The sequence below is a fragment of the Actinoplanes sp. NPDC049802 genome (genome assembly GCF_040656595.1).
Lineage (GTDB): Bacteria > Actinomycetota > Actinomycetes > Mycobacteriales > Micromonosporaceae > Actinoplanes.
In genome coordinates this window covers 99698-124821 of sequence record NZ_JBFAMR010000005.1, presented here as the reverse complement: position 1 = coordinate 124821, position 25124 = coordinate 99698, and the positions used below count along the sequence as shown (strand labels likewise).

General features: G+C 70.6%; 28 protein-coding genes and 1 tRNA gene. 12 read left to right on the top strand and 17 right to left on the bottom strand.

The features are described 5' to 3' along the window. Nucleotides 1-51 precede the first annotated feature (51 nt). Together AB0I88_RS05555 and mca are read right to left on the bottom strand one after the other, a co-directional pair. The gene (locus AB0I88_RS05555; RefSeq protein ID WP_361018915.1) at nucleotides 52-342 is read right to left on the bottom strand and encodes a hypothetical protein; all 291 of its coding nucleotides are present in this window, start codon (nucleotides 340-342) and stop codon (nucleotides 52-54) included. Between the two features lie 76 nt (nucleotides 343-418). Further along, complete coding sequence (gene mca, locus AB0I88_RS05550) at nucleotides 419-1300, bottom strand: mycothiol conjugate amidase Mca (protein WP_361018725.1); 882 nt, start codon at nucleotides 1298-1300, stop codon at nucleotides 419-421. 114 nt (nucleotides 1301-1414) lie between these two features. On the opposite strand from mca, the gene AB0I88_RS05545 reads away from it, so the two are divergent. Further along, entirely contained in the window at nucleotides 1415-1834 is a 420-nt protein-coding gene (locus AB0I88_RS05545) for a DUF4307 domain-containing protein (protein WP_361018722.1), read from the top strand. 163 nt (nucleotides 1835-1997) lie between these two features. Then, nucleotides 1998-2492 (top strand): transcription elongation factor GreA, encoded by a 495-nt coding sequence (greA, locus tag AB0I88_RS05540; RefSeq protein WP_361018719.1) that lies wholly within the window; start codon nucleotides 1998-2000, stop codon nucleotides 2490-2492. Between the two features lie 47 nt (nucleotides 2493-2539). Here the strand turns inward: greA and ilvA are convergent, their stop codons facing one another. The 3 genes from ilvA to AB0I88_RS05525 are packed head-to-tail and all read right to left on the bottom strand — an operon-like array spanning nucleotide 2540 to nucleotide 6325. Continuing rightward, nucleotides 2540-3766 (bottom strand): threonine ammonia-lyase, encoded by a 1227-nt coding sequence (gene ilvA, locus AB0I88_RS05535; RefSeq protein WP_361018716.1) that lies wholly within the window; start codon nucleotides 3764-3766, stop codon nucleotides 2540-2542. 22 nt (nucleotides 3767-3788) lie between these two features. Continuing rightward, nucleotides 3789-5147: an amidase family protein gene (locus AB0I88_RS05530; RefSeq protein WP_361018713.1), complete on the bottom strand. Its 1359-nt coding sequence runs from the start codon at nucleotides 5145-5147 to the stop codon at nucleotides 3789-3791. A 26-nt stretch (nucleotides 5148-5173) separates the two neighbouring features. Continuing rightward, nucleotides 5174-6325: a cystathionine gamma-synthase gene (locus AB0I88_RS05525; protein ID WP_361018710.1), complete on the bottom strand. Its 1152-nt coding sequence runs from the start codon at nucleotides 6323-6325 to the stop codon at nucleotides 5174-5176. A 24-nt stretch (nucleotides 6326-6349) separates the two neighbouring features. Here AB0I88_RS05525 and AB0I88_RS05520 point away from each other — a divergent pair, with 24 nt between their 5' ends. From AB0I88_RS05520 to AB0I88_RS05510, 3 genes are all read left to right on the top strand, one after another. Beyond that, nucleotides 6350-6796 (top strand): HIT family protein, encoded by a 447-nt coding sequence (locus AB0I88_RS05520; protein ID WP_361018707.1) that lies wholly within the window; start codon nucleotides 6350-6352, stop codon nucleotides 6794-6796. Nucleotides 6797-6798: 2 nt separating this feature from the next. Then, nucleotides 6799-7452, top strand: a complete 654-nt coding sequence (gene msrA, locus AB0I88_RS05515) for a peptide-methionine (S)-S-oxide reductase MsrA (protein ID WP_361018704.1) — start codon at nucleotides 6799-6801, stop codon at nucleotides 7450-7452. Between the two features lie 143 nt (nucleotides 7453-7595). After that, nucleotides 7596-7922, top strand: a complete 327-nt coding sequence (locus AB0I88_RS05510) for a hypothetical protein (RefSeq protein ID WP_361018701.1) — start codon at nucleotides 7596-7598, stop codon at nucleotides 7920-7922. Nucleotides 7923-7943: 21 nt separating this feature from the next. On the opposite strand, the gene AB0I88_RS05505 is transcribed toward AB0I88_RS05510, so the two are convergent. Beyond that, nucleotides 7944-8126 (bottom strand): hypothetical protein, encoded by a 183-nt coding sequence (locus AB0I88_RS05505; RefSeq protein WP_361018699.1) that lies wholly within the window; start codon nucleotides 8124-8126, stop codon nucleotides 7944-7946. A 90-nt stretch (nucleotides 8127-8216) separates the two neighbouring features. Between AB0I88_RS05505 and AB0I88_RS05500 the strand changes: the two genes are divergently transcribed. The 4 genes from AB0I88_RS05500 to AB0I88_RS05485 all read left to right on the top strand — a co-directional run bounded on the left by AB0I88_RS05500 (nucleotide 8217) and on the right by AB0I88_RS05485 (nucleotide 12456). Continuing rightward, nucleotides 8217-9638 carry a CYTH and CHAD domain-containing protein gene (locus AB0I88_RS05500; RefSeq protein ID WP_361018696.1) on the top strand — a complete coding sequence of 474 codons (1422 nt, stop codon included), beginning with the start codon at nucleotides 8217-8219 and terminating at the stop codon, nucleotides 9636-9638. A 44-nt stretch (nucleotides 9639-9682) separates the two neighbouring features. Next, nucleotides 9683-10624 (top strand): polyphosphate kinase 2, encoded by a 942-nt coding sequence (ppk2, locus tag AB0I88_RS05495; RefSeq protein ID WP_361018693.1) that lies wholly within the window; start codon nucleotides 9683-9685, stop codon nucleotides 10622-10624. Between the two features lie 348 nt (nucleotides 10625-10972). Further along, nucleotides 10973-11884, top strand: a complete 912-nt coding sequence (locus tag AB0I88_RS05490; protein ID WP_361018690.1) for a ribonuclease Z — start codon at nucleotides 10973-10975, stop codon at nucleotides 11882-11884. A 68-nt stretch (nucleotides 11885-11952) separates the two neighbouring features. Then, the gene (locus tag AB0I88_RS05485; protein ID WP_361018687.1) at nucleotides 11953-12456 is read left to right on the top strand and encodes a GNAT family N-acetyltransferase; all 504 of its coding nucleotides are present in this window, start codon (nucleotides 11953-11955) and stop codon (nucleotides 12454-12456) included. A 283-nt stretch (nucleotides 12457-12739) separates the two neighbouring features. On the opposite strand, the gene AB0I88_RS05480 is transcribed toward AB0I88_RS05485, so the two are convergent. The 3 genes from AB0I88_RS05480 to AB0I88_RS05470 all read right to left on the bottom strand — a co-directional run bounded on the left by AB0I88_RS05480 (nucleotide 12740) and on the right by AB0I88_RS05470 (nucleotide 14960). After that, on the bottom strand, nucleotides 12740-13069 hold the full coding sequence (locus AB0I88_RS05480; protein ID WP_361018684.1) for a hypothetical protein: 330 nt from the start codon (nucleotides 13067-13069) through the stop codon (nucleotides 12740-12742). A 184-nt stretch (nucleotides 13070-13253) separates the two neighbouring features. Continuing rightward, on the bottom strand, nucleotides 13254-14612 hold the full coding sequence (locus AB0I88_RS05475) for a cystathionine beta-synthase (protein ID WP_361018681.1): 1359 nt from the start codon (nucleotides 14610-14612) through the stop codon (nucleotides 13254-13256). 3 nt (nucleotides 14613-14615) lie between these two features. Then, on the bottom strand, nucleotides 14616-14960 hold the full coding sequence (locus AB0I88_RS05470) for a YkvA family protein (RefSeq protein ID WP_361018678.1): 345 nt from the start codon (nucleotides 14958-14960) through the stop codon (nucleotides 14616-14618). 144 nt (nucleotides 14961-15104) lie between these two features. Here AB0I88_RS05470 and AB0I88_RS05465 point away from each other — a divergent pair, with 144 nt between their 5' ends. The 3 genes from AB0I88_RS05465 to AB0I88_RS05455 all read left to right on the top strand — a co-directional run bounded on the left by AB0I88_RS05465 (nucleotide 15105) and on the right by AB0I88_RS05455 (nucleotide 18234). Then, nucleotides 15105-16121, top strand: coding sequence for an SGNH/GDSL hydrolase family protein (locus AB0I88_RS05465; RefSeq protein WP_361018675.1), 1017 nt, complete (start codon nucleotides 15105-15107; stop codon nucleotides 16119-16121). Between the two features lie 16 nt (nucleotides 16122-16137). Next, nucleotides 16138-16926: an SGNH/GDSL hydrolase family protein gene (locus AB0I88_RS05460; RefSeq protein WP_361018672.1), complete on the top strand. Its 789-nt coding sequence runs from the start codon at nucleotides 16138-16140 to the stop codon at nucleotides 16924-16926. A 66-nt stretch (nucleotides 16927-16992) separates the two neighbouring features. Continuing rightward, the gene (locus AB0I88_RS05455) at nucleotides 16993-18234 is read left to right on the top strand and encodes an acetyl-CoA C-acetyltransferase (protein WP_361018669.1); all 1242 of its coding nucleotides are present in this window, start codon (nucleotides 16993-16995) and stop codon (nucleotides 18232-18234) included. Nucleotides 18235-18537: 303 nt separating this feature from the next. On the opposite strand, the gene AB0I88_RS05450 is transcribed toward AB0I88_RS05455, so the two are convergent. From AB0I88_RS05450 to AB0I88_RS05415, 8 genes are all read right to left on the bottom strand, one after another. Further along, entirely contained in the window at nucleotides 18538-18843 is a 306-nt protein-coding gene (locus tag AB0I88_RS05450; protein WP_361018666.1) for a hypothetical protein, read from the bottom strand. A gap of 134 nt (nucleotides 18844-18977) precedes the next feature. Next, a complete protein-coding gene (locus tag AB0I88_RS05445) occupies nucleotides 18978-19814 on the bottom strand; it encodes a Bax inhibitor-1/YccA family protein (RefSeq protein WP_361018662.1) in 837 nt (278 codons plus the stop codon). Nucleotides 19815-19991: 177 nt separating this feature from the next. After that, nucleotides 19992-20077, bottom strand: a tRNA-Leu gene (locus AB0I88_RS05440). 56 nt (nucleotides 20078-20133) lie between these two features. Continuing rightward, on the bottom strand, nucleotides 20134-21492 hold the full coding sequence (locus AB0I88_RS05435; protein ID WP_361018659.1) for an NAD(P)/FAD-dependent oxidoreductase: 1359 nt from the start codon (nucleotides 21490-21492) through the stop codon (nucleotides 20134-20136). Between the two features lie 90 nt (nucleotides 21493-21582). Continuing rightward, nucleotides 21583-22146, bottom strand: a complete 564-nt coding sequence (locus AB0I88_RS05430; protein WP_361018656.1) for a hypothetical protein — start codon at nucleotides 22144-22146, stop codon at nucleotides 21583-21585. Nucleotide 22147: 1 nt separating this feature from the next. Continuing rightward, nucleotides 22148-23503: a DUF58 domain-containing protein gene (locus AB0I88_RS05425; protein ID WP_361018653.1), complete on the bottom strand. Its 1356-nt coding sequence runs from the start codon at nucleotides 23501-23503 to the stop codon at nucleotides 22148-22150. Next, nucleotides 23496-24485: a MoxR family ATPase gene (locus tag AB0I88_RS05420; protein ID WP_361018650.1), complete on the bottom strand. Its 990-nt coding sequence runs from the start codon at nucleotides 24483-24485 to the stop codon at nucleotides 23496-23498. Before AB0I88_RS05420 ends, AB0I88_RS05425 begins: the two co-directional genes overlap by 8 nt. Before the next feature lie 13 nt (nucleotides 24486-24498). Further along, complete coding sequence (locus AB0I88_RS05415) at nucleotides 24499-25074, bottom strand: hypothetical protein (RefSeq protein WP_361018647.1); 576 nt, start codon at nucleotides 25072-25074, stop codon at nucleotides 24499-24501. Nucleotides 25075-25124 lie beyond the last annotated feature (50 nt).

Genomic DNA, 25124 nt, shown 5'->3' with positions numbered 1-25124 from the left:
CTCGGGGCGATGTTGCCGAAACCACGCCGGCGCGGCCGGCGGGCGGCTCGGTCACGAGCGATCCGCGCCGTTCCCGGCGGCGGATCCACTGTGCTCCTCCGGCACGCCCGCCACCTCGGGCTCTGCGGCTCCGGCGGCCTCCGCCGATCGACCGGCCTCGACTTCGGCGCCGGTCGTCGCGCCGGAACTCCGGGCGCCGGCGTCGTCACGGGCGATCTCCGCCACACGATCCCGCTCCCCGGCGACCGGGAAACTGTCGGGAAGCCGACGAATGCGCTTGTTCATGTTGCGGATCAGCAGCACGGTCGCTATGCACATCAGAACGATGAGGAACAGGCCCATCGGGCCGGCCAGACCGCCCGACCGGGTGTCACCGAAGTTGTTGACCGCGAGAACGTCCACCCCGCCAGCCTACTGCTCAGTGGACGCAGACCTTCTCCCGGATGCCCGCGAACAGGTCGGACTCCGGAAGCGGGCTGTCGATGACCGAGCGGGCCAACTCGAAGTCCTCGGTGGGCCACACCTTCTGCTGCATCTCCAGCGGGATGTGGAACCAGAACCCGTCCGGGTCCACCTGGGTGGCGTGGGCACGCAGCGCGTCGTCGCGAACGCCGAAGTACTCCCCGCACTCGACCCGGGTGGTGATCTTGTCACCCCGGTCCTGCCGGTCCGACCACTTCTCCAGCCACTCCACGTACGGCGACTCGAGGCCGGCGGCGAGCATGCCCTCGTGCAGGGCGAGCATCCGCGCGCGGGTCCAGCCGGAGTTGTAGTACAGCTTCGAGGGCTGCCACGGCTCGCCGAGCTCCGGGTACCTCTGCGGGTCGCCGGCCGCGTCGAAGGCCACCACCGAGATCTTGTGGCACATGATGTGGTCGGGGTGCGGATAACCGCCGTTCTCGTCATACGTCGTCATGACGTGCGGACGGAACTCGCGGATCAGCTTGATCAGCGGTTTCGCCGCTTCCTCCGGGTCCTGGAGGCCGAAACAGCCCTCGGGCAGCGGCGGCAGCGGGTCGCCCTCGGGCAGGCCGGAGTCCACGAAACCGAGCCACGCCTGGTCGACCCCGAGGATCTCGCGCGCCTTGTCCATCTCGGCGCGGCGGATGTTGGCGATGTCGGCGAGCACCTCGGGCCGGTCCATCTTGGGGTTGAGGACGCTGCCGCGCTCCCCGCCCGTACAGGTCGCGACCAGCACGTGGACACCCTCGGCGACGTACTTCGCCATGGTGGCGGCGCCCTTGCTCGACTCGTCGTCGGGATGCGCGTGAACGGTCATCAGACGCAATTGCTCGGCCACGGTGTTGGAATCCTCTCGACCAGGCCTGCCGCGGGCAGGCCGGGATCGGCTGCGAAGATGGACTCTGCCATTCTGGCCGATCCCACCGACAACAAACGCACGAGAGGTCGACAGGTGAGCGAGACGCACGCCACAGCACCGGTCTTCCCGCCCGGACGGTACGGCCGGCGCCGTGAGGGTGGCCGTCGCCGTTGGCCGTCCGTGCTCGCCGTGGCGGTCTCCGCGCTGCTCCTGGGCGGGCTCACGGTCGCCTACTACGACAAGTTCGGGGCGACCGACTACACCGCGGACATCGTCGGCTGGAGCATTCCGTCGGACACCCAGATGGTGATCGAGTTCCGGGTCCGGGTGCCCGAGGGCGGTCAGGCGTACTGCATGTTGCGGGCGCGCGACTACGACGGCTTCGAGGTGGGCCGGCGGCCGGTGACGATTCCGGCACCGGCGGGCGGCGGTTCGGTGCGGCTGCGGGAACCGGTGGCGACCACGGCGCGGGCCTCGGTCGGCGACGTGATGGGCTGCCGCGCGGCGGACTGAGAAGATCCGACAAAACTTCACACTCCGGTCGGCGTGAGCACCGCTGGTAAGCTTGGTGATTCGCTGCGTTGAGCATGTTGCCCCCGGCGGCCTCATGTTCCGACCCCGAAGAGCTACAACCCCCGAGCAGTGACATTGCCCAGTTCCAGCAAGGAGATCGACCGTGTCCAGTTCCGAGGCGCCGAAGACCTGGCTCTCCCAGGACGCTTACGACCGGCTGCAGGCCGAGCTCGACGAGTTGATCGCCAACCGGCCGGCGGTAGCTGCGGAGATCAACGCCCGGCGCGAGGAAGGCGACCTTCGTGAGAACGGCGGCTACCACGCCGCCCGCGAGGAGCAGAGCCGTCAAGAGGGCCGGATCCTGTACTTGAAGGAGTTCCTGCGCAACTCGGAGATCGGTGAGGTCCAGGCCAGCGAGACCATCACCGCCGGGTCGGTAGTGACGATCTACTTCGACGACGACCAGAGCGACACCGAGACGTTCCTGCTCGGTTCGCGGGAGATCTCCTCCACCACCGAGTACACCGTCTACAGCCCCGAGTCGGCGCTGGGCCAGGCCATCCTCGGCGCCCGTCCCGGCCAGACCGTGACCTACACGGCCCCCAGCGGCGCCGACATCAAGGTCACCGTGGTCGAGTTCGGCCCGTTCGAGGGCTGATCGCTTCGAGAACGGCCCGCGGCGCTCGCCGCGGGCCGTTCTCGCTCTCAGGGGGTCGTGTCGGCCAGCAGCGCCACCCGGTAACCGGCGTCGCGCAGCGCCTTGATCAGCGCCGACGAGTGCGCCGGCCCGCGTGTCTCCACCGACAGCGCCACCTCGACCTCGCCGAAGCTGAGCCGCGGGCTCTGTCGCGAGTGGTTCACGTCGACGACGTTGGCGCGCTGCTCGGCGATCTCGCGCAGCAGCCGGGCCAGCTGGCCGGGCCGGTCGGTGCAGCGCACCGCGAGCCGCAGGAACCGGCCCGCCGAGGCCAGCCCGTGCTCGATCACCCGCAGCAGCAGCATCGGGTCGATGTTGCCGCCCGACAGGATCGCCACGACCGGGCCGTCCACCGGGACGTACGCCCCGGTCAGCAGCGCCGCGGCGGCCGCCGCCCCGGCCGGCTCGACCACCGTCTTGTGCCGTTCCAGCAGCACCAGCAGGGCCGCCGACAGGTCCTCGTCGTGCACCGTGACGATCTCGTCGACCAGCTTCGCGACGTGCGCGAACGGCAGATCACCGGGCCGCCGCACGGCGATGCCGTCCGCGATGGTGGCGCACGACTCCAGCTTCCGGGGTGTTCCGGCCGCGAGTGACGCCGGGTACGCCGCCGCGCCGGACGCCTGCACCCCGATGACCCGGATGTCCGGCCGCAGCGCCTTGGCCGCGACCGCCAGCCCGGAGATCAGCCCGCCGCCGCCGACCGCGGTGACGATCGTGGTCGCCTCCGGGCACTGCTCCAGGATCTCCAGCGCCACGGTGCCCTGGCCGGCGATCACGTCCGCGTGGTCGAACGGGTGGATCAGCACCGCCCCGGTCGTGCCCGCGAAGTCGTAGGCGGCCTCCAGCGCGTCGTCGACGCTGGTTCCGGCGTATTCGACCGCGGCGCCGTACCCCTTGGTGGCGGAGACCTTGGGCAGCGGCGCACCCTCCGGCATGAAGACGGTGGCCCGCGTGCCGAGCAGGCCGGCCGCGAGCGCCACCCCTTGCGCGTGGTTGCCGGCGCTGGCGGCGACCACGCCGCGGGCCCGTTCGGCGGGCGACAGGCGCGAGATCCGGGTGTAGGCGCCCCGCACCTTGTACGACCCGGCCCGCTGCTGGTTCTCGCACTTGAGCCAGACCGGCACCCCGGTGATCTCACCGAGCGGCCGGGACGGGATCAGCGGGGTCTTCTTGACCACCGGTGCGAGCAGGTCACGGGCGGCCTCGACGTCGGCGAGAGTGAGCAGGTCCATGGACGCCAATCGTGCCACCGGCTCAGACGAGGGCGTGACGCTGCCAGGGGTTGAGCACTTCGAACTGGCCGGCCACCGAGAGCAGCAGCAGTTCGGAGTCGGGCGGCCCGACCAGTTGCACGGCGAGCGGCAGCCCGTCCGGGCGGAATCCGACCGGCACCACGAGCGCGGGCAGGCCGGCGTAGTTCCACGGGGCGGCGTACGGCGCGTACGCCGCGTTGGCCCACATGTTCTTGCGCCAGGCCGACGCCGAGTACCGCAGGGCGGGCGGCGGGGCGGTGGCCAGCGCCGGGGTGAGCAGCAGGTCGATCGAGCGGTCGGCGAAGAACTGGATGGACCGCTCCCGCCAGGTGTCGCGCTGCCGCTGCCGGACCAGCCCGGCCTTCATGACCGCCCTGCCGAGCTGGATGTGCCGGCGGGTACGCGGCTGGAGGCGGTCCAGCGGCAGTCCCTCGGAGTTGTGGTACGCCCCCGCGAACCAGGTGGCCAGCACCCCGAGCGCCACACCGGTCGGGTAGGCGGGGTCGGCGGTGACCGTGTCGTGTCCGGCGTCGACAAGCAGTTTCGACGCCCGGGTGACGGCCGAGACGTTCGGCTCGTCGGGTTTCACCCCGGCCGCCGGGGATCGCAGCGAGACGCCGATCCGCAGCTTGGACGGCTCCACCAGCTTGGCCGGCGCCTGGCCGGCGAGCACCGAGAAGCCGAGCGCGGCGTCGGCCACCGTGGTGGCGAGCATCCCGTTCTCCACCAGGCCGAACCAGTCCTTGTCGCCGAAGTCGACGGGGACCACGCCGCGGCCCGGTTTCAGCCCGACCAGGCCGCAGCAGGCCGCCGGGATCCGGATCGAGCCGAGCCCGTCGTTGCCTTGCGCGATCGGCACGAGCCCGGCCGCCACCGCCGCCGCCGACCCGCCGGACGAGCCGCCGGGGGTCCGCTCCAGATCCCACGGGTTGCGGGTGGGGCCGGTCTCGTCGTCGGTGACGGCCCAGAGGCCCATCTCCGGCATCCGGGTCACCCCGACCACGACGGCGCCCGCCCCGCGCAGCCTGCGGACCACCTCGTGGTCCTGCTCGGCCACCTCCGGGGTACGGGCGGCGGCCGAGCCGTGCCAGGTGGGCAGCCCCGCGACGGGAGTGTTCTCCTTGACCGCGACCGGCACACCGGCGAGCGGCAGGTTCGCCAGGTCCTCCTGGTCGTCGACCTTCTCCGCCTCGGTGATCGCCTCGCCGCCCCGGACCACCCGGAACGCGCCGAGCGCCGGATCCGAGATGGCGATCTGCTCCAGATGGTCGGCGACGACCTGGGTAGCGCTCGCGTCGCCGCGGCGTACCGCGCGGGCGATCTGTTTGGCGGTTGCTCCCACCCAGGTCGTCGAGTCCATCGCGCAGAATCTCCAGCGTCGGTCAGTTATCCGAGAGCCTGCTCGAGATCGGCGAGCAGATCGTCAACGGTTTCGATGCCGACAGACAGTCTCACGAGATCGGCGGGAACCTCAAGCGCTGAGCCCGCAGCCGACAGATGTGTCATCTGTCCCGGGTGCTCGATCAGCGACTCCACACCGCCCAGCGACTCGGCGAGCACGAAGAGCTTCGCCCGGTTGCAGACGGCCACCGCCTGCTCCGGGCCGCCGGCCGCACGGAACGAGACCATGCCGCCGAACCTGCTCATCTGCTTGGCCGCCACATCGTGACCGCGGTGCGTCTCCAGGCCCGGGTAGAGGACCTCGGACACGGCCGGGTGCTCGCTCAGGTAACCGGCGATCCGCTCGGCGTTGTCACAGTGCCGGTCCATCCGTACGCCGAGGGTCTTGATCCCGCGCAGGGTGAGCCACGCGTCGAAGGGGCCGTTCACCGCGCCCATCGCGTTCTGGTGGAAGGCCAGTTCGTCGCCGAGCCCGGCGTCCGCGGTGACCAGCGCCCCGCCGACCACGTCCGAGTGACCGCCGAGGTACTTGGTGGTCGAGTGGATCACCACGTCGGCGCCGAGGGCGATCGGCTGCTGGAGGTACGGCGAGGCGAACGTGTTGTCCACGGCGAGCATCGCGTCGTACTCGTGGGCGAGGCCGGCGAGCAGCGCGATGTCGTTGACGTTGAGCAGCGGGTTGGTCGGCGTCTCGGACCAGATGAGCCGGGTGTGCCCGGGGCGGAAGGCCGCCCGCACCGCGTCGATGTCGTCCAGCGGCGCCGCGGTCCAGGCCAGGCCCCACCGCTCGGCCACCTTGCTGAACAGCCGGAACGTGCCGCCGTACGCGTCGTTCGGGATGACCACGTGATCGCCCGGCCGGCACACCGTACGCAGCAGGGTGTCCTCGGCCGCGAGGCCGCTGGCGAAGGCCAGCCCCCGCTGCCCGCCCTCGATCGCGGCGAGGCACTCCTGGAGCGCGTCACGCGTCGGGTTGCCGGAACGGCTGTACTCGTAACCCAGGCGGGGAGCGCCGACGGCGTCCTGGGCGTAGGTGCTCGTCTGGTAGATGGGTGGTACCACCGCGCCGGTCCGTGGGTCCGGCTCCTGGCCGGCGTGGATGGCGCGGGTGTCGAACCCATAGCTGTCAACCGTCATGCTGCGCAAGGCTAGTCTCACCTGATGGCGGACTGCGTGTTCTGCGGCATCGTGGCGGGGTCGATCCCGGCGTTCCTGGTCGCGTCGTCCCCGGCCGGGCTGGCCTTTCTCGACATCCGCCCGGTGTTCAAGGGGCACGTGCTGGTGATCCCGCGCCCGCACATCGTGACCCTGCCCGACCTGCCGAGTGACGACATCGCCGAATATTTTCGGTTCGTGCAGTTGCTCTCCGCCGCCGTTCCGGTGGCGACGGGAGCGCGGGGCACCTTCGTGGCGGTGAACAACGTCGTCTCGCAGTCGGTGCCACACCTGCACACGCACGTCGTCCCGCGTACCAAAGGTGATGGTTTGAAGGGTTTCTTCTGGCCGCGCCGGAAATACGCCGACGACGAGGAGGCGACCGGGATCGCCGCCGCCATCGGTAAGGAATACACCCGCCTCAGCGTTGCAGAGACCGGACGAAGGGAGTGACCGTGTTCCTGCGGTACAAGAAGCTCGACCTGCCCACCGCCGAGACCGCCCTGCCCGGCCGCGACGCCGAGATGCCGGTCGCGGACACGCACACCGTGCTGGGCACCCCGATGAAGGGCCCGTGGCCGGCCGGCCTGGAGGTCGCGGTCTTCGGAATGGGCTGTTTCTGGGGCGCGGAGCGCATCTTCTGGAAGCTGCCCGGCGTGTACTCCACGTCGGTCGGTTACGCGGGTGGCTTCACCGCCAACCCGACGTACGAGGAGACCTGCTTCGGGACGACCGGGCACGCCGAGGTGGTCCAGGTGGTCCACGACCCCGCGAAGATCAGCTACGCGGACCTGCTGAAGGCGTTCTGGGAGAACCACGACCCGACCCAGGGCATGCGCCAGGGCAACGACGTGGGCACGCAGTACCGGTCCGCGATCTACACGACCACGGACGCCCAGGCGGCGACGGCGGCGGCCTCGCGGGACGCCTTCCAGCCGGTGGTCACGGCCGCCGACCACGGGACGATCACCACCGAGATCAAGCCGCTGACCGCGTACTACTACGCCGAGGACTACCACCAGCAGTACCTCGACAAGAACCCGGGCGGCTACTGCAACCACGGCCCGAACGGCATGACGTGCCCGATCGGCGTGGCCCGCACCGCCTGACGCGTGACGGCCGGGCCGGCTGCCGCCGGTCCGGCCGGAGAAGGTCAAGACGGGGGCGCGGAATTCACGCGCGCGATCGAAAAAAGTCGACATGTCCGGACATCCCGCTCACACTCGAGATCGAGCAACGCGGAGGTGGGGGCATGTCGCCGAGGTACCACAACGACGAGGAACAGGCCAGCTGGGATCTCGCCGAGTTCCTCCTGCAGCAGGCGCGGGCCATGATGCGCGAGGCCGAGGAGGCCCTGGACACCTGGAAGACCGGCAAGGAGATGAACCGCCTGCGCTGCGCGCGCCGCGGAATCAGCACCACCGACGCCGAGATCCGCTGGTCCGCCTCGGCCAACGCGAAGAACGCGCTGACCGCGAACGGCTTCTACACCAATCTGGCCACCATGTACTTCAACGCGGCGACGGCGAACTACGCCCGCGCCCTCTACCTGCACGCCCGCGACGACGCCCGGCTCTAGGTCCCCGAAGCCGGCGCCTGGTCAGCTCTCCGGAGCGTCGTCGGCCGACGAGTCCTGGGTGGTGGCCGGCGGGCGCGGCGGGTCGGCCTGCGCCGGTGACGCGGGCACCGCGAGAGTCAGGCCGAGGACCGCGCCGGCACCGATGAGGCGCAGGCCGGTCAGCGAGGCGGCGAGCGGGACAGGACGACGTTCGGGCTTCTCCATGCAGCACTCCTTACGAGCCGGGGCACCACGATGCCAGGTCAACCTGAGACACCGCTGTGCATCAGCCGCCGCGCCAGGCACCATGGACGGGTGGAGATCGCCACCGAGACCGAGCGTAAATACGACGTCCCCGAGACGTTCGACCTTCCTGACCTGGTCGGCGCCGCGGAGATCACCCGCGTCGACGGCGCCGAGATCCACGATCTCGACGCCACCTACTTCGACACCGAAGACCTGATCTTGATGAGAAACCGCCGGACTCTGCGGCGGCGCTCCGGCGGCAACGACGCCGGGTGGCATCTCAAGACCCCCGGGGACGGCGCCGGGCGTACCGAGCACCGCCTGCCCGGCGACTCCGACGTGGTGCCGGACGAGCTGGTCAGCGTGGTCCGGGCGATCGTCCGCCGCAAGCCGCTCGGCCCGGTGGCCCGGCTGCGTACCCATCGGGTGGAGACGCCGCTGCGGGACGCCGACGGCAACACTCTCGCGCTGATCGCCCAGGACCGGGTGCACGCCGAGTCGGAGGGCGCCGAGCAGGCCTGGCAGGAGGTCGAAGTCGAGCTGGTGTCCGGCGGCCCGGAGGTGCTCGACGCCATCGAGCGTGCGCTGTTCGCCGCGGGCGCACGCCCGGCGGAGGGGCCCTCCAAGGTGGCCCGGGCGCTGGCCGACCGGCTCGCCGCCCACCGGCCGAAGCCCAAGGCCAAGACCAAGGTCAACCTCGTTTCCGGGTACGCACGCGAGCAGCGTGACGCGATCATCGGCCACGACCCGGCGGCCCGTCGGGGGGAGCCGCGGGCGGTGCACCAGATGCGGGTGGCCACCCGGCGGCTGCGGAGCACGCTGAAGACCTACAGGAAGGCGATCCCCGACTCCGGCATCCGCGACGAGCTGCGCTGGCTGGCCGGGGTGCTGGGCGCGGTCCGGGATCCACAGGTGCTGGAGGAGAAGCTGCTGGCCCTGGTGGAGGCGGGTGGCCCGGAGTTCGCTCCGGCCGCCGACCGGGTGCGCGGCCACCTGGAGGAGCAGATCGCGACCGGCCGCGCCGACCTGGCCACGGCTCTGGACTCGGACCGTTATCTGGACCTGCTGGACCGGATCGACGAGCTGGTCGACGGCGGCTCCTTCGACACGCCGGACCCGGTGAAGCGGGCGCGCAAGGTGCTGGCCAAGGCCGACGCGACGCTGGACGCCGCGCTGAAGAGCGGCGTGGAGGAGGAGATCCACGAGTCCCGCAAGGGCTTCAAACAGGCACGGTACGCGGTGGAGCTGCTCGTCCCGGAGCACGGCAAGGACGCGAAGCGCCTGGTGAAGCGGCTGACCGCGCTCCAGGACGGCCTGGGGTCGTTCCAGGATTCGAACGTCGCCCGGTCGGTCCTGCGGGAGCTGGGCACGGGCAGTTTCGAGTTCGGCGTGTTGTACGGCCGGCAGGAACAGGTGGGCCGGGAGGAGCTGGCCGAGGTGCCCGGGCTGGCGAAGGCGGCGCGACGGCGGAAAGTTCGGCGACTGTTCTGATCAAGAACGTTGGGCGCGGGCCGGCGCGGGTATGAATGCGTGTCATGCAATCGGAGCTTGAGCCGGCGACCACTCATCCCTATGCCGGGCCGATCGCCGAGCTGGCCGGCTATCGGGTCCAGGACGACGAAGACGACGATCCCCGGCTGCTCGACGCCGACGGGCAGCCGGTGGACACCTGGCGGGAGGACTACCCGTACGACGAACGCCTCGCCCGCACCGACTACGACCACGACAAGCGGCTGCTCCAGATCGAGCTGCTGAAGCTGCAGAACTGGTGCAAGGACACCGGGGAGCGGCTGCTGGTCCTGTTCGAGGGGCGGGACGCGGCCGGCAAGGGCGGCACGATCAAGCGGTTCATGGAGCATCTGAACCCGCGTGGCGCCCGGGTGGTGGCCCTGGAGAAGCCGAACCAGCGGGAGAGCACCCAGTGGTATTTCCAGCGCTACATCAAGCACCTGCCGGCGGCCGGTGAGATCGTGCTCTTCGACCGGTCCTGGTACAACCGGGCCGGGGTGGAGCGGGTGATGGACTTCTGCGACCGCAAGGAGTATCTGGAGTTTCTGCGGCAGACCCCGGAGCTGGAGCGGATGCTGGTCCGCTCCGGGATCCACCTGGTGAAGTTCTGGTTCTCGGTGACCCAGGGCGAGCAGCGGACCCGGTTCGCGATCCGGCAGGTGGACCCGGTCCGGCAGTGGAAGCTCTCCCCCATGGATCTGGAGTCGCTGGACAAGTGGGACGACTACACCGAGGCCAAGGAGGCGATGTTCTTCTACACCGACACCGCGGACGCCCCGTGGACGGTGGTGAAGAGCAACGACAAGAAGCGGGCCCGTCTGGAGGCGATGCGGTACGTGCTGCACCGCTTCGACTACGAGGGCAAGGAGCCCGAGATCGTCGGCAGGCCGGACCCGCTGATCGTGGGACCCGCCAATCTCGTGGTGGAAAATCCCAACACATCCCCCCAGGTATTCCCGCGTCTCTAGTGATTCAAAACCGTTGGCGCTCCCGGCCCCTCGTCGATAACGTGGCCGTACACGTGAAGGGAGGTGGTCCACAGTTGAGTAGCAACGGGACTCGTGAGGTGGCTGTCCGCTAGCCGCTGTCCTCGACAGCTCGGGTTGTTTTGCCGAACGCTCTTCTCGACAAGCAACCGAATTTGATCTTAGAGAACTCGAGAGATCAGCCAGTCGAGACCGTGTGGCAGCGGTCCGGCGAGTACCAGACAGCCACCCGACCCCTGGGGATCCGGCCTTGTCCGACCGGACCACACTCGTCCGCGAGTGTGGAAGTCCCCAGGGGTCGCTTCATATCCAGCCGGGGGGGGAGAGGCGATGCGGGAGCTCGTCACGCTCGGCACGGCGAGCCAGGTGCCCACCCGGCTGCGCAACCACAACGGCTACCTGCTGCGCTGGGACGACGAGGTGATCCTCTTCGACCCGGGCGAGGGCACCCAGCGCCAGCTGCTGATGGCCGGCCTTCCGGTCACCCCGCTGCGCCGGATCTGCATCACCCACTTCCACGGCGACCACAGCCTCGGCCTGCCCGGCATCCTCCAGCGGATCTCGCTGGACCGGGTGCCGCACCCGGTCACCGTCCACTACCCGGCCGGCGGTAGCGAGTTCTTCGACCGGCTCCGCCACGCCACCAGCTACTGGGACAACGCCGACATCGTGCCCGCTCCGGTGAGCGCCGGCTTCGCGGTGGAGACCTCGGCGGGGCGCCTCACCGCGCTGCCGCTCCGGCACTCCATCGAGACGTACGGGTACCGCCTGGCCGAACCCGACTCCCGCCGGATGGTCCCGGCCCTGCTGGCGGAACGTGGCATCAGCGGCCCCGCGGTCGGCGAGCTGCAGCGGGCCGGCCGGCTCGGCGACGTCACGCTCGAGGAGGTGAGCGTGGTCCGCCCCGGCCAGAGCTTCGCCTTCGTGATGGACACCGGCCTGTGCGACAGCGTGTATGCGCTGGCCGACGGCGTGGACATGCTGGTGATCGAGTCGACCTTCCTGTCCGAGGACGCGGCGATGGCCGCCCAGGTGGGGCATCTGACGGCGGGGCAGGCGGCCGCGGTGGCGCGCGAGTGCGGCGTACGGAAACTGGTTCTGACGCATTTCTCGCAGCGCTATCCGGAGCCGAACCGCTTCCTGGAGGAGGCGCGCAAGGAGTTCGACGGCCCGATCGTGATCGCCGAGGATCTGTCGCGGGTGCCGGTGCCGCCGCGGCGTCAGCCGCCGGCGCCGGGTTAGCCGGTGTTTCGCCAAGGGGCGGAGCCGCAGCCGGCCATCCCTTCCGGAACACCGGCTAACGTCGGGCCATGACCGTTTCGCTTCGCCCGGCGACCGACGATGATGTGGCCGCGATCGGCGCGCTGCACCATCGCTCCCGAGCCGCCGCCTACGCCCATCTGATTCCGGCCGAGACGTTCGCGGCACGCGGGCCGGAGGCGATGAGCGCGTGGTGGATCGAGCGCCGTCGGTGGGAGCGGGAGACGCACCTGATGACCGTCGCCGAGGTCGACGGCGAGCTGGCCGGCTTCACCTACGTGGGGCCGAGCGAGACCGAGGGCGCCGCCGAGCTGTACGCGATTCATCTCGACCCGTCGTGGGTCGGCGCCGGCGTGGGGCGGCGCCTGATGATCCACGCGCTGGACGAGCTGGCGGGTTTCGGCGCCGAGCGGGCCGTGCTGTGGGTGCTGGCGGACAACGGGGTGGCCCGGCGCTTCTACGAGCGCGGCGGCTGGTCGCCGGACGGGGCGACCCGGGTGGCCCCGGTCAACGACCGGGACCTTCCGCAGCTGCGGTACTCACATCCGCTGTAGGGGCGCTGGTCGGGCGGGAGCACGGGACCGAGTGAATGCGGGGGAACCTGTTGGTCTCGTGCTCCCGCCCACCGCCCCGCCCGAACCGGATGCGCCTGGCCGGAGGCGCTGGATCGACGGAGGCGTGCCGATCGGGGATCCAGTTCAAGAGCGGGTCTGGGCGCGGGACACCGGAACGCTGGCGGGGCGCACCGGTGTCACCGCCGGGCGACGTCAGCCGGGCCGGGAAGCCCTTACTTGCCGGGGGACGGTCAAGCGTGTGGCGACGTCATGGTCCTTGTGGTCAAGCCTGGTACCTCCGGGGGTCGTCGTTGCGGTGGTACGGACCGGTGGCGTAACGGCCACCTATCTCGTCCACACCGGTTCTCTTGCCGGGCAGGGCACGCATGCTGTTCAGGTCGTGGCGCATGGTCCACGCCTCGCGCCACGGCCGTCGGGCGACCGCTGCGGCGCGCTCGGCCAGCCGGCGGGCCGAGCACGGCCAGCGCCATCCGCACCAGGCGCAGTCGCCGTCCACGCCGGCCGCCGTGTGGCGCCCGAGCATCCGCTGCGCGTCCCGCCACAGCAGGCGGTCCACGATGTCGGCGGGCGCCGCCTCGTCGACGTCAACCATCCCCTACCCCTTCGTCCGGGAGTGGCTCATAGCTCCGTCACGACACATACAACCGCAGCGAACCGTCAGCTGGTCGGACTGTCTGTGCGACTGCGGCGACTATCCGTAACAATCCATGGACCGGGCCTCCGGACGCGGAACGGCCCTCGATGCGAGGCATCGAGGGCCGCGATTCGCGGGACCGCTAGCTCAGGTGGGCGAGCAGGTCCTGCCGGGTGAGCACGCCGGCCGGCTTGCCGTCGACCAGGACCATCGCGGCGTCGCCCTTCTCCAGGAGCGCGACCGCCTCGGCCACCGGCTCGCCGCCACCGATCATCGGCAGCGGTTCGCTCATGTGCCGCTCGATCGTGTCGTGCAGGTGGGCCTGGCCGGTGAAGAGAGCGTCCAGCAGCACCTTCTCCGAGATGGAGCCGGCCACCTCACCGGTGACCACCGGCGGCTCGGCCTTGAGCACCGGGAGCTGGCTGACGCCGTACTCCCGCATGTAGTCGATGGCGTCGCGGACCGTCTCGGTGGGGTGCACGTGGATCAGCGGCGGAATCTCGGAAGCCTTGCCGGCCAGGGCGTCGGCCACCGTGGGGGTGGCCTCCTGGGTGTGCAGGAACCCGTACCGTGCCATCCACCGGTCGTTGAAGATCTTGGAAAGGTAGCCGCGGCCGCCGTCCGGGAGCAGGACCACCACCACGTCGTCGGGACCGGCCTTGCGGGCCACCTCGAGCGCCGCCACCACGGCCATCCCGCACGAGCCGCCGACCAGCAGGCCCTCCTCACGGGCCAGGCGGCGGGTCATCTCGAAGGAGTCCGAGTCGCTCACCTTGATCACCTCGTCGGTGACCTCCCGGTCGTACGCGGTCGGCCAGAAGTCCTCGCCGACCCCCTCGACCAGGTACGGCCGGCCGGTCCCGCCCGAGTAGACGGAGCCCTCCGGGTCGGCGCCGATCACCCGGACCGGGCCCTGCTCCTTGAGGTAGCGGCCGACACCGGTGATGGTGCCACCGGTGCCGACGCCCGCCACGAAGTGGGTGATCCGCCCGGCGGTCTGTTCCCAGAGCTCCGGGCCGGTCTGCTCGTAGTGCGAACGTGGGTTGGCCGGGTTGCTGTACTGATCCGGTTTCCAGGCTCCCGGGATGTCCCGGGTCAGCTTGTCGGACACGTTGTAGTAGGAACGCGGGTCCTCGGGCGCGACGGCGGTCGGACAGACCACCACCTCCGCGCCGTACGCCCGCAACACGTTCTGCTTGTCCTCGCTGACCTTGTCGGGGCAGACGAAGACGCATTTGTAGCCCCGCTGCTGCGCCACCAGGGCCAGGCCGACCCCGGTGTTACCGCTGGTCGGCTCGACGATCGTGCCGCCGGGCTTGAGGAGGCCCGCCTTCTCGGCGTCCTCCACCATCCGCAGGGCGATCCGGTCCTTGACCGAGCCGCCGGGATTCATGTACTCGACCTTGGCCAGCACGGTAGCGCTGATGCCCTCGGTCACGCTGTTCAATCGGACCAGCGGGGTGTTACCGATGATCTCGACCACGTTGTCGTAATAGCGCACGCTTCACTCTACGACCAGGCGTGCCCGGGTCCGCTCCCACTCCAGGAACCGCTCCGTCTCACTGAGGATCGTGCCGGCCAGCCAGGTGACCGCGAACGCGTCGTCGACGAGCCCGAGGAGAGGGACGATCAACTCCGGAACGGCGTCGACGGGTGACACCACATACGCCGTGGCGGCCACCATCAGGGCCAGGCGCAGGCCCCCGTCATACTGCCCTCTGGCGGTGGCCACGATCATCCTCGGCAGCGCGCCCAGCCTCTGGGCGATCGAGGGCCCGCCCCGGTTGCCCGCGGTGAGCGCCCGGGCGAGTGCGGCGAAGGCCGCCGCACGTTTCAACGTTTTGGCCATCTGTGTTCCCCTTTCGGCAACTCAAGCATGACGTGGCCGCGCCATGATTGCCTCTCGCCATCGCGAGTTAGCCTCGAATTCCGACAGCAAGCGCCGATCTTGGGCGACCCGGATGGTTCCCTTCGAGCGACAGCGAGGGAGACTATGAGCACCATCGATGCGACAAGTGCCCACTGGCGGTGGATCAGGACGGGCGCCCGGGTCGCCGGCGCGATCGCCGGCCTCTCCGCGCTGACCGTCGGCCTGCTGTACCGCCAGGCCGCCGACGCCCGCCGGATCATCCCGATGGCCGAGGCGCCGCCCCCGCGCGGTGACGGCCTCTACGGGACCAAGTTCGCCGGCGAACCGCTCACCATGGTGGTCCTGGGCGACTCCTCCGCCGCGGGGTACGGCGTACACCGTCCCCGTGAGACACCCGGCGCCCTCTTCGCCACCGGGGTGTCCCGCCGTCTCCGCCGCCCCGTGCGGCTCTACCGGCTGGCAGTGGTCGGCTCGGTCTCGGCCGGGCTTCCGTACCAGGTGGACGTGGCCGTCGAGCACGAGCCGGACCTCGCGATCATCCTGATCGGGGGTAACGACGTCACTCACTTCTCGGCGCGCGACCGGGCCGTCCGCCATCTGGGTGACGCCGTGCGCCGGCTGCGCGCCGCCGGTTGCCGGGTCGTGGTCGGCACGTGTCCCGATCTCGGCGCGATCCAGCCGATCAAGCCGCCGCTGCGCTGGCTGGCCCGGCGGTGGAGCCGGCAGCTGGCCGCCGCGCAGACGATCGCCGTGGTGGAGGCCGGCGGCCGGACGGTGTCGCTGGGCGACCTGCTGGGCCCGATGTTCGAGGCGAACCCCGGGCGGATGTACAGCGAAGACCGTTTCCACCCGTCGGCGGAGGGGTATGCCAGGGCGGCTGCGGCGATGATGCCGACGGTGATGGCCGTGCTCGCCACCGACGACCGCGCCCCGGTGCCGGTCGCCGAGGACGTGCGCGCCCTGCCGGAGGCGGCCGACGAGGCGGTCCGCGCGCCCGGCACCGAGGTGGCGCCGGCCGGCCGGTGGGCCCGGATGCGCCGGTACCGCTGGTTCAGTTCACGGCCGTCGGCCTCTGTTCCCAGCGGTGACTCCACGATCGGGGTCGTAGGGTATACGCCAGAGGATCATCAGGTCGGCTGACTCAGGGAGGCGGGACATGGCTGGGCTGCCGGAACGGGTGACCAGGGCCGCGGCCACGAGCCTGCTGGCCGGCGCCGTGGGCGGGGCCGCCCTGATCGTCGGCGAGCTGCTCGCCGCGAAGGCGCGCCGCTACGCGAAACCGACGATGGGACTGGCCCTGCGCACCTCGATGGGCCCGCAGAGCGCGCCTCCGCTGCGCCTGGTGCTGCTCGGCGACTCGGCGGCCGTCGGCGTCGGCGTGGAGTGGCTTTCCGACACGGTCGGCGGCCAGTTGGCCCAGCTGCTCGCCGACGGTTCGGCCGACCTGGGTCCGCGGCACGTGCTGCTGTCCAGCGTCGGGGTGGCCGGGTCCCGTTCGAGTGACCTGTCCACGCAGGTGGCGCGATCCCTGCTCGGCGACCGGCCGGATGTGGCCGTGGTGCTGATCGGCTCCTACGACGCGGCGTCCGGGCGCGGTCCCGAGGACGCGGCCGCCCATCTGGGCCAGGCGGTGCGCCGGTTGCGGTCGGCCGGCGTACAGGTGGTCGTCGGCACCTGCCCCGACCTGGGGGCCTCCCGGTCGATGGCGCCGCCGCTGCGGCAGATCGCCGGGCTGATCGGCCGCCGGATGGCGCGGGCCCAGGCCAAGGCGGTGGCCGAGGCCGGTGGGGTGGTCGTCGACCTGGCCGCCGAGACGGGCGCGGTGTTCCGCGCCGACGCCGGGACGCTGTGCTACGACGGCTTCCACCCGTCCGCCGACGGCTATCGGGTCTGGGCTCACGCGCTCTATCCGGCGGTGGCGAAAGCCGCGATGACCGGCGTCTAGAAGTATTTTCACGGTGTGTGACAAATTCGCGCTTCCGACCATGTTACCGATGAGTAAAATGTGCCCATGCCGGAAGCTGTCATCGTCGCCACTGCCCGCTCCCCCATCGGCCGCGCCCACAAGGGTTCGCTGAAGGATCTGCGCCCCGACGACCTCGCCACCACGATCGTCGACGCCGCCCTGACCAAGGTGCCGCAGCTCGACCGCACTCTCATCGAGGACCTGTACCTCGGCTGTGGTCTGCCCGGCGGCGAACAGGGCTTCAACATGGCCCGTGTGGTCGCCACCAAGCTGGGCCTGGACGGCCTGCCCGGCGCCACGGTCACCCGATACTGCTCCTCGTCGCTGCAGACCACCCGGATGGCGTTCCACGCCATCAAGGCCGGAGAGGGCGACATCTTCGTCTCGGCCGGCGTGGAGACCGTCTCCCGCTTCGCCCGCGGCAGCTCGGACGGTCTGCCCTCCGCCGCGCAGGAGATCGTCGGCCCGTGGACCAACCCCGCCTTCGCGGAAGCCCAGGCCCGTACGATCGCCTCCGCGAAAAACGGCGCCACCTGGCACGACCCGCGCGAGGACGGCCTGCTCCCGGACATCTACATCGGGATGGGCTACACCGCCGAGAACCTCGCCCAGATCAAGAACGTCACCCGCGAGGAGATGGACGAGTTCGGCGTCCGCAGCCAGAACCTCGCCGAGAAGGCCATCGCCAACGGCTTCTGGGACCGCGAGATCACCCCGGTGACCCTGCCCGACGGCACCGTCGTGTCGAAGGACGACGGCCCCCGCCCCGGCGTCACCCTGGACGCGGTGTCGCAGCTCAAGCCGGTCTTCCGCGAGGACGGCCGGGTCACCGCGGGCAACTGCTGCCCGCTCAACGACGGCGCCGCCGCGGTCGTGATCATGAGCGACACGAAGGCCCGCGAGCTCGGCATCACCCCGCTCGCCCGGATCGTCTCCACCGGCGTCACGGCCCTCTCCCCCGAGATCATGGGCCTCGGCCCGGTCGAGGCGTCCAAGCAGGCCCTCAAGCGCGCCGGCATGACCATCGGCGACGTCGACCTCGTCGAGATCAACGAGGCCTTCGCGGCCCAGGTCATCCCGTCGTACAAGGACCTCGGCATCCCGCTCGAGAAGCTCAACGTCAACGGTGGCGCCATCGCCGTCGGCCACCCGTTCGGCATGACCGGCGCCCGCATCACCGGCACCCTGCTCAACTCCCTCGACTGGCACGACAAGAGCATCGGCCTGGAGACCATGTGCGTAGGCGGCGGCCAGGGCATGGCCCTCGTCGTCGAACGCCTCAGCTGACCCTCCACACCCGGCCCGGCACGCCCGCACCGCGTGCCGGGCCGCTCTCCCGCAGACCGCACCCATCCCGGCCGTTGAACAACCCTCTCCCGCGCCCGTCCAAGCGGCGTGTGGGTTTCGGGCGCGATTCGCGCCCGAAACCCACACGCCGCTTGGACGGGCGCGGGCCGGGGTGACCCTGCAGGTGGACCGGCGGGCGCGCTGCGGCCTGGAGCAGGCAGCGCCTCGCGTGGCTCGGCGGGGCGGGGAATGTGCGGTTGGGTTGGCTCAGCTCGTACCGATGAGGGGTTTGAAGGAGAGCCGTCAGAGGGCGCGGCGGACCTCGTCGACCGCCGCGGTGGCGCGGACGAGCAGGTCGGCGGAGGGTGCGGCGGCGAGGATGTCGTCGGCCAGCACACGGATCTGGTCGCGCAGGACCAGATCGTGGATGTGCGGGACACGGCGGCGGGGGCGGTCCTCGGCCTCGGCGCCCAGGTCGGCGAGGCGCTGCAACAAGTCCTGGACCCGTTGGGAGCGGGTGCCCGAGTCGGCGGCGGCTCGCCAGCGCGGCTCATCCCAGTGGTGGACCTGAGTGAGCAGCCGCTCTACGGAGGTGGCGAAGTCGGGCACCCGGCGACGATACCCGGCCGGAAACGGCGAGGCCCGCCCGGCACGGAGTGCGGGCGGGCTCGCTTCAAGCGGGGGGACAACGCCCGGTTCGCGGGGAGTCGGGCCGGGCGTTGTCCGCGACGACGGACGAACCGTCAGTCGTCGCCCTGGAAGTAGCTCAGCAGGCGCAGGATCTCGATGTAGAGCCAGACGAGGCCGACCAGGATGCCGAACGCCGCGGTCCAGGAGTAGCGCTGCGGCAGACCCATCCGCACGCCCTCCTCGATCTCGTTGAAGTTCAGAATGAAGCTCAGCGAGGCGACGACGATGCAGACCAGGCTGAAGATGTAGCCGACCGGTCCGCTGTCACGCAGCCCGGTGTTGACGTCGAAGAGCGCCAGCACGAAGTTGATCAGCATGACCGCGAAGAGGCCGGCCATGACGGAGATCAGCGCACGGGCGAACTTCGGCGTCGCCCGGATGACGCGGGCCTTGTAGAGCCCTGCCATCAGGAAGAACACACCGAACGTGGCCACCACGGCCTGCAGGACGATGCCCTGGTAGCCCATGATGTCCTGGAAGAACTTGCTGACCATGCCGACGAAGACGCCCTCGATGACCGCGTAGGTCAGGACAAGGGCCGGGTTGGCCATCCGCGAGAACGAGATGACCAGGCCGAGCACGAGGCCGACCAGAGCCGCGCCGATCCAGGCGGGACCGATCAGGGCATCCGGGATCAGGTTCCACGCGGCGATCGCGGAGATGCCGGTCAGGCCGAGAAGCATGACGGTCTTGACGACGACGTCGTCGATCGTCATCGGCTGAACGGCCGGAGGAGCGGAGGGGTAGCCCGTCGCAGTGGGGTAGGGATCGCCGTAAGCCGGCTGACCGTAACCCGGCTGCGCGGCCGGCCCGTATGGCCCGTACCCGGCCGCTCGCTCCCGCTCGGCCGCCTGGCCGAGGCGCGAGAGCACCGGGTTCGATGTCTTCACTGTTTCCAGCCTCCCTTGAGGTTACGGCGCTGTGCCTGTCGCTCAAGGGTAAGCCGTCTGTCTACTTCCCGCCGCTCCCAGAAGCTGTGAGCCACCTGAAAATGACCGACGTCCGTGCTGGTCAGCGGCCATGTGGGCAAGATCGCGGCCGCGGCTTCACGCCGCGGCCGCGGTAGATGGTGCCCGGGGCGGGTCTCGAACCCGCACGCCTTTTCGGGCAGCCGCTTTTAAGGCGGCCGTGTCTGCCATTCCACCACCCGGGCGGCCTGCGAACACCGTAGCTGGTGCCGCCCAGGCGATGGAAACGGCATTGCCCGGATCAACGGGATCCGGCGCCCACCCTCTTCGCCGAGGGCATCTCGACCGGCGGAGTCACCTCGGTGAACTCCTCACGCGGGCGGTGCAGCTGGCCCAGCGCCACCGTCTCCCGCTTGAGGAACAGCGCCAGGGTCCAGTCGGCGAGCACCCGGATCTTGCGGTTGAGTGACGGGATCCGGCTCACGTGGTAGGTCCGGTGCATGATCCACGCCGGGTAACCCTTGACCTTGATGCCGTAGACGTGCGCGACACCCTTGTTGAGGCCGAGACCGGCGACGCCACCGACGTGCTTGTGCTTGTACGCCTTCGGGGCGCCACCGAGGATCACCTGTGCGATGTTGTCGGCGAGCACCTTGGCCTGGCGGACCGCGTGCTGGGCGCTCGGCGAGCACCAGCCGCCCGGGTTCGTCAGGTCCGGCACCTGCGCGCAGTCACCCGCGGACCAGGCGCCGTCCCAGGCCTCGCCGGTCTCGGTGTCGGCGACCTGGAGGGTGGGCAGGCAGTTGACGTGCCCCTTCGGCCCGAGCGGCAGGTCGGTGTTGGCCAGCATCGGCGACGGCTTGACACCGGCCGTCCAGACGAGGGTCTCGGCACGGAACGAGTCGCCGTCGGAGAGCACGATGTGGCCGTCGACGCACGACTGCAGGAAGGTGCTCAGGCGCAGGTCCACGCCGCGGGCGGCGAGCTGGCGAGCGGTGTACGCACCCATCTCGGGGCCGACCTCGGGCAGGATCCGGTTGGTGGCCTCGACCAGGACGAAGTGAACCTCCTTGGGGTCCAGCTCCGGGTAGTACCTCAGCGCGTCGGAGACCACGTCCTGCATCTCGGCGAGCGCCTCGATGCCGGCGAAGCCACCACCGACGAACACGAAGTTCAGCGAGGCTTTGCGCACCTCCTCATCCGGCGTCACAGCGGCGACGTCCAGCCGGTCGAGGATGTGGTTGCGCAGGTAGATGGCCTCACCGATGGTCTTGAGGCCGATGCCCATGTCACTGAGGCCGGGAATCGGCAGAGTCCGCGAGACGGAGCCGGGCGCCACGATGATGTGGTCGTACTCCAGCTCGTAGGCGGGACCGTCGATCGGCTGGACGGTCACCGTCTTGCGTGCGTGCTCGACCCGGGTCACCTCACCGGAGACGATGCGGCACTTCTTCAACTCCCGGCGCAGCGGCACCACGGCGTGTCGCGGCGAAATGTTACCGGCCGCCGCCTCAGGCAGGAACGGCTGGTAAGTCATGTGTGGAACAGGGTCGATAACGACAACCTCGGCCCGATTGCGGTTCAGCTTCTTGGACAGGCGGAGGGCGGCGTAAAGCCCGACGTGACCTGCTCCTACGACGACTATGCGCGGCGGATTCACCGCCCTATTGTCGCGCCCCCAACCATTCAGTGCGCGGTTCTGTGACGATGACAACGGCGCAAGTCAAGTGACTTAACACTCAGAATTTCACTAGCGCCGGACCATGCGAGTCAGGACCAATGTCACTGTTGCGGCGGAGGCCAGACCGATCAACGTCGCCAACTGGAAGGCGTCCCCGCCCAGATCGGCGGTCAGGCCGAGAGCCAGGACGATGACCACCGCCGAGACCAGCACCACGACCAGGGCACGGCCCAGCCACAGCGCCGGCACGTCGAGGTTGACCATCGCGTCGTAGGGCAGCACGGCGGCCAGCGCGGTCAACGTGTGCCCCAGATAGAGGAGTGCGGCGAGGGTCAGCACCCGCCACAGGTCGATCGAAGCCCCGAACCCGGTGCTGTTCACCAGCCATCCGACGATCACGCTCAGCGCGGCGGCCGTCCCACCACGGCCCCGGGGGGCCATCGTCGCCCAGATCACCGCCGCCACCGGCAGGCTCATCAGCCGGGGGTTCGACAGCATCTCCAGCGGCCAGGCGACAGCGGTCGCGAGCAGGCCGGAGAGCAGGATCCCGCAGCGAACCATGAACGGGACGGCGGTGGCGCGCCCGGCCGCACCGCGCCACCGGTCCATCCGCCGGGTCACATCGTTCCGCACGTCAGCGCCCCCTCGGAGCCGAGGCCAGCCGGGCCACGTCACGCAGCACCAGGTCCAGGCTGCCGGCGCCGGCCCAGGCCACCACCGGCACGCCGTGCTCGCGGAGCCGGCCCAGCACGTTCTCCCGTTCCAGGCGCCACAGCCGGGTGGCCAGCGGAGTCCACTGGTTCTTCACCGGTGGGGCGGCCTGCGGGGGCAGGGTGTCGACCGCCACCACGTACCGGCCGGACTGGGTGAGCTGGGCCAGCATGTCGGCGGCCCGCGGGTCGACCAGCGGGGTCAGGACCACGACCAGCGCCGACGAGGAGACGTGGTGGGCTCCGAAGACGTTCTCGTACTGCTCCGAATCGACCGGATCGGCCCGTACGTCGAGCAGCCACTCCAGCACCGTCAAATACTGCCGGCGGCCGGAGGCGGGGCGCAGCCGGCGCGCGGTCGAACCGTACTCCAGCAGCGAGACCCGGTCGCCCCGGTGCAGATAGTGCTCGGCGACCGCGGCCGCCGCACGGACCGTGGTGTCCAGCACCGACGAGCCGCCGTGCACCCCACCGGACAGCCCGATCTCGCCGAGCACGTCGAGCAGCAGCAACACCTCGGCGTCCCGGTCCGACAGGGTGGAGGCGACATGCAGGTCACGGGTCCGCAGCGAGACCCGCCAGTCGATACGGCGCAACCGGTCACCGGGGGCGAACTGCCGAACCCCGGCCAGCTCGCCACCCTCACCCGGCCGCCGCGAGCGGTGCGCGCCGACCAGACCGGCGGCGGCCGGCATCGCCTCGGTGGCGTTGAACGGCTCGGTCACCGGATAGACCCGCACCCCGGCGGCCGGCGTCACCACCGGGCGGCAGGCCAGCAGCCCACCGCAGGCGGCAGCCCGGGCGGCGGCCGGACCGACGTCCTGCCGGCCCCAGCGGGTCGCCTCGCCCGGCAGGTCGATCGCGGCCCAGCCGTCGGCGGCCACGGTGATCGCGAACGGCCGGTCGGCGTGTTCCAGCTTGAGCCAGCGCGAGGTACGCGTACGCACCACCACCAGGTCGTAGCCGATCATGTCCGGGTTCGAGACGGTCAGCCCGGCGTCCACCTTCCCGCCCTCGACCAGGTACGACTCGTCGGTCCGGATGGCGATCTCCGGAGACGCGGACGGGATGCGGCGCAGGTTGATCGCCGCCCCGATCGCGAACGGGGCCGCCAGCAACACCAGATCGACCCGGCCCAGCGCCACCCCGAGCAGCAGCAGCAGACCGGTGAGCAGCACCGTCCGGCCGAGCGCCCGGGTGGGCACCCAGATCGGTCCGGAAGCCGGCTCACCGGCCTCGTCCGAGGGCACGGCCGGCCGCAGGCGCAACAGGTCAGTCATGCCGGGCGTACGTCGGGAGCGCCCCACTCGCCGGCGCCGGCACCGCGGTGAGCACCTCCTGGACCACGAACGACGGGTTCACCTGGCGCAGCCACATCTCCGGTCGCAGCGTGATCCGGTGCGCCAGCGCCGGAATCGCGACGTCCTTCACGTCCTCCGGCACCACGTAGTCACGGCCGGCCAGCACGGCGCGGGCCCGGGCCAGCAGCAGCAGGGCGAGCGAGCCACGTGGCGAGGAGCCGACCAGCACCGCGCCGTGCTCCCGGGTGGCCGAGGCCAGCGCCACGATGTAGCGGCCGATCGAATCCTCCACCGCGACCGACTCCAGCGCCGCCTGCATCATCTGCAACGTACGGGCGTCGACCACCGGGGCGAGGATGGCCTCCTCCTGACGGCGGGCCATCCGGCGCTGCAGGACCGTCCACTCCTCCTCCGCCGTCGGATAGCCGAACGACACCCGGAGCAGGAACCGGTCCAGCTGCGCCTCGGGCAGCGGGTACGTCCCCTCGTACTCGATCGGGTTGGCCGTCGCGATCACGTGGAACGGCGGGTCCAGACGGTAGGTGACGCCCTCGACCGACACCTGCTTCTCCTGCATCGCCTCGAGCAGGGCGGACTGGGTCTTCGGCGGCGTCCGGTTGATCTCGTCGGCCAGCAGCATGTTGGTGAACACCGGGCCGGCCCGGAACGCGAAGTCGCCCTTGCGCTGGTCGTACAGGAAAGAGCCGGTGACGTCGGCCGGCAGCAGGTCCGGGGTGAACTGGAGACGGCGGAAGTCGAGCCCGAGCGCCTGCGCGAAAGACCGGGCAGTCAGTGTCTTGGCCAGGCCTGGCATGTCCTCCAGCAGCACGTGGCCGCCGGCCAGGATCCCGGCCAGCACCAGCTCCAGCGAGTCCCGCTTGCCCACCACGACGGTGCCGATTGAGTCGAGGACCGCCCCGGCCAGCCGCCCGACCTCGTACGGGGGAAGAGCCTGCGTCACCGGCGCACCTTTCTCACAGTCGTTCCATAGCGTCTAGGTAAGTCTCGACGTCCCGTGCCTTGAGCGCGCGGCGCCCCGGACCGGACAACGCCGTCCAGAGACCGTCACCTAGCAGCTCCCGGGCCCGGCGGGGGTCGCTGGCCCGCGTGATGCCGTGCCGCAGACGCAGCCGTTCGTCGGCGAGTTCCGCTAGCACCGGCAAGACGTTACGCGCATACAAATCCGGGTCCGAGTGCGCCCGGTCCAGGTTTCGCTCCCAGCGGCGGACCGTCGCACGCAGCGCGTCCACCACCGGCGGGGCCTCCGCGCCGATCCCCGAACGCAGCCGGGGCCCGGGCGGCGGCGCCACCGCCGACACCGCGTGGATCAGCAGGCGCAAGCCGGTCAGCAGGGCGATCAGCAGCAGCAGCGAGATGCTCAGGCCGACCGCCCGCAGTCCGGCCGTCACCACCACGGTGGCCAGCCCGATCACCGCCGCGTTGCCGACCAGCGTGACCGCCGTCGAACGTCGCTTGACCACGGTCTCGCGCTCCTCGGCGACCCGCCCGTCGGCGGCGCCGAACAGCTCGTCCAGCCCACCGTCACTCACGGCGCCACCTCCGCTTCGCTCCGGAGCCGCCCCGAGGGCCCGGCCAAGAC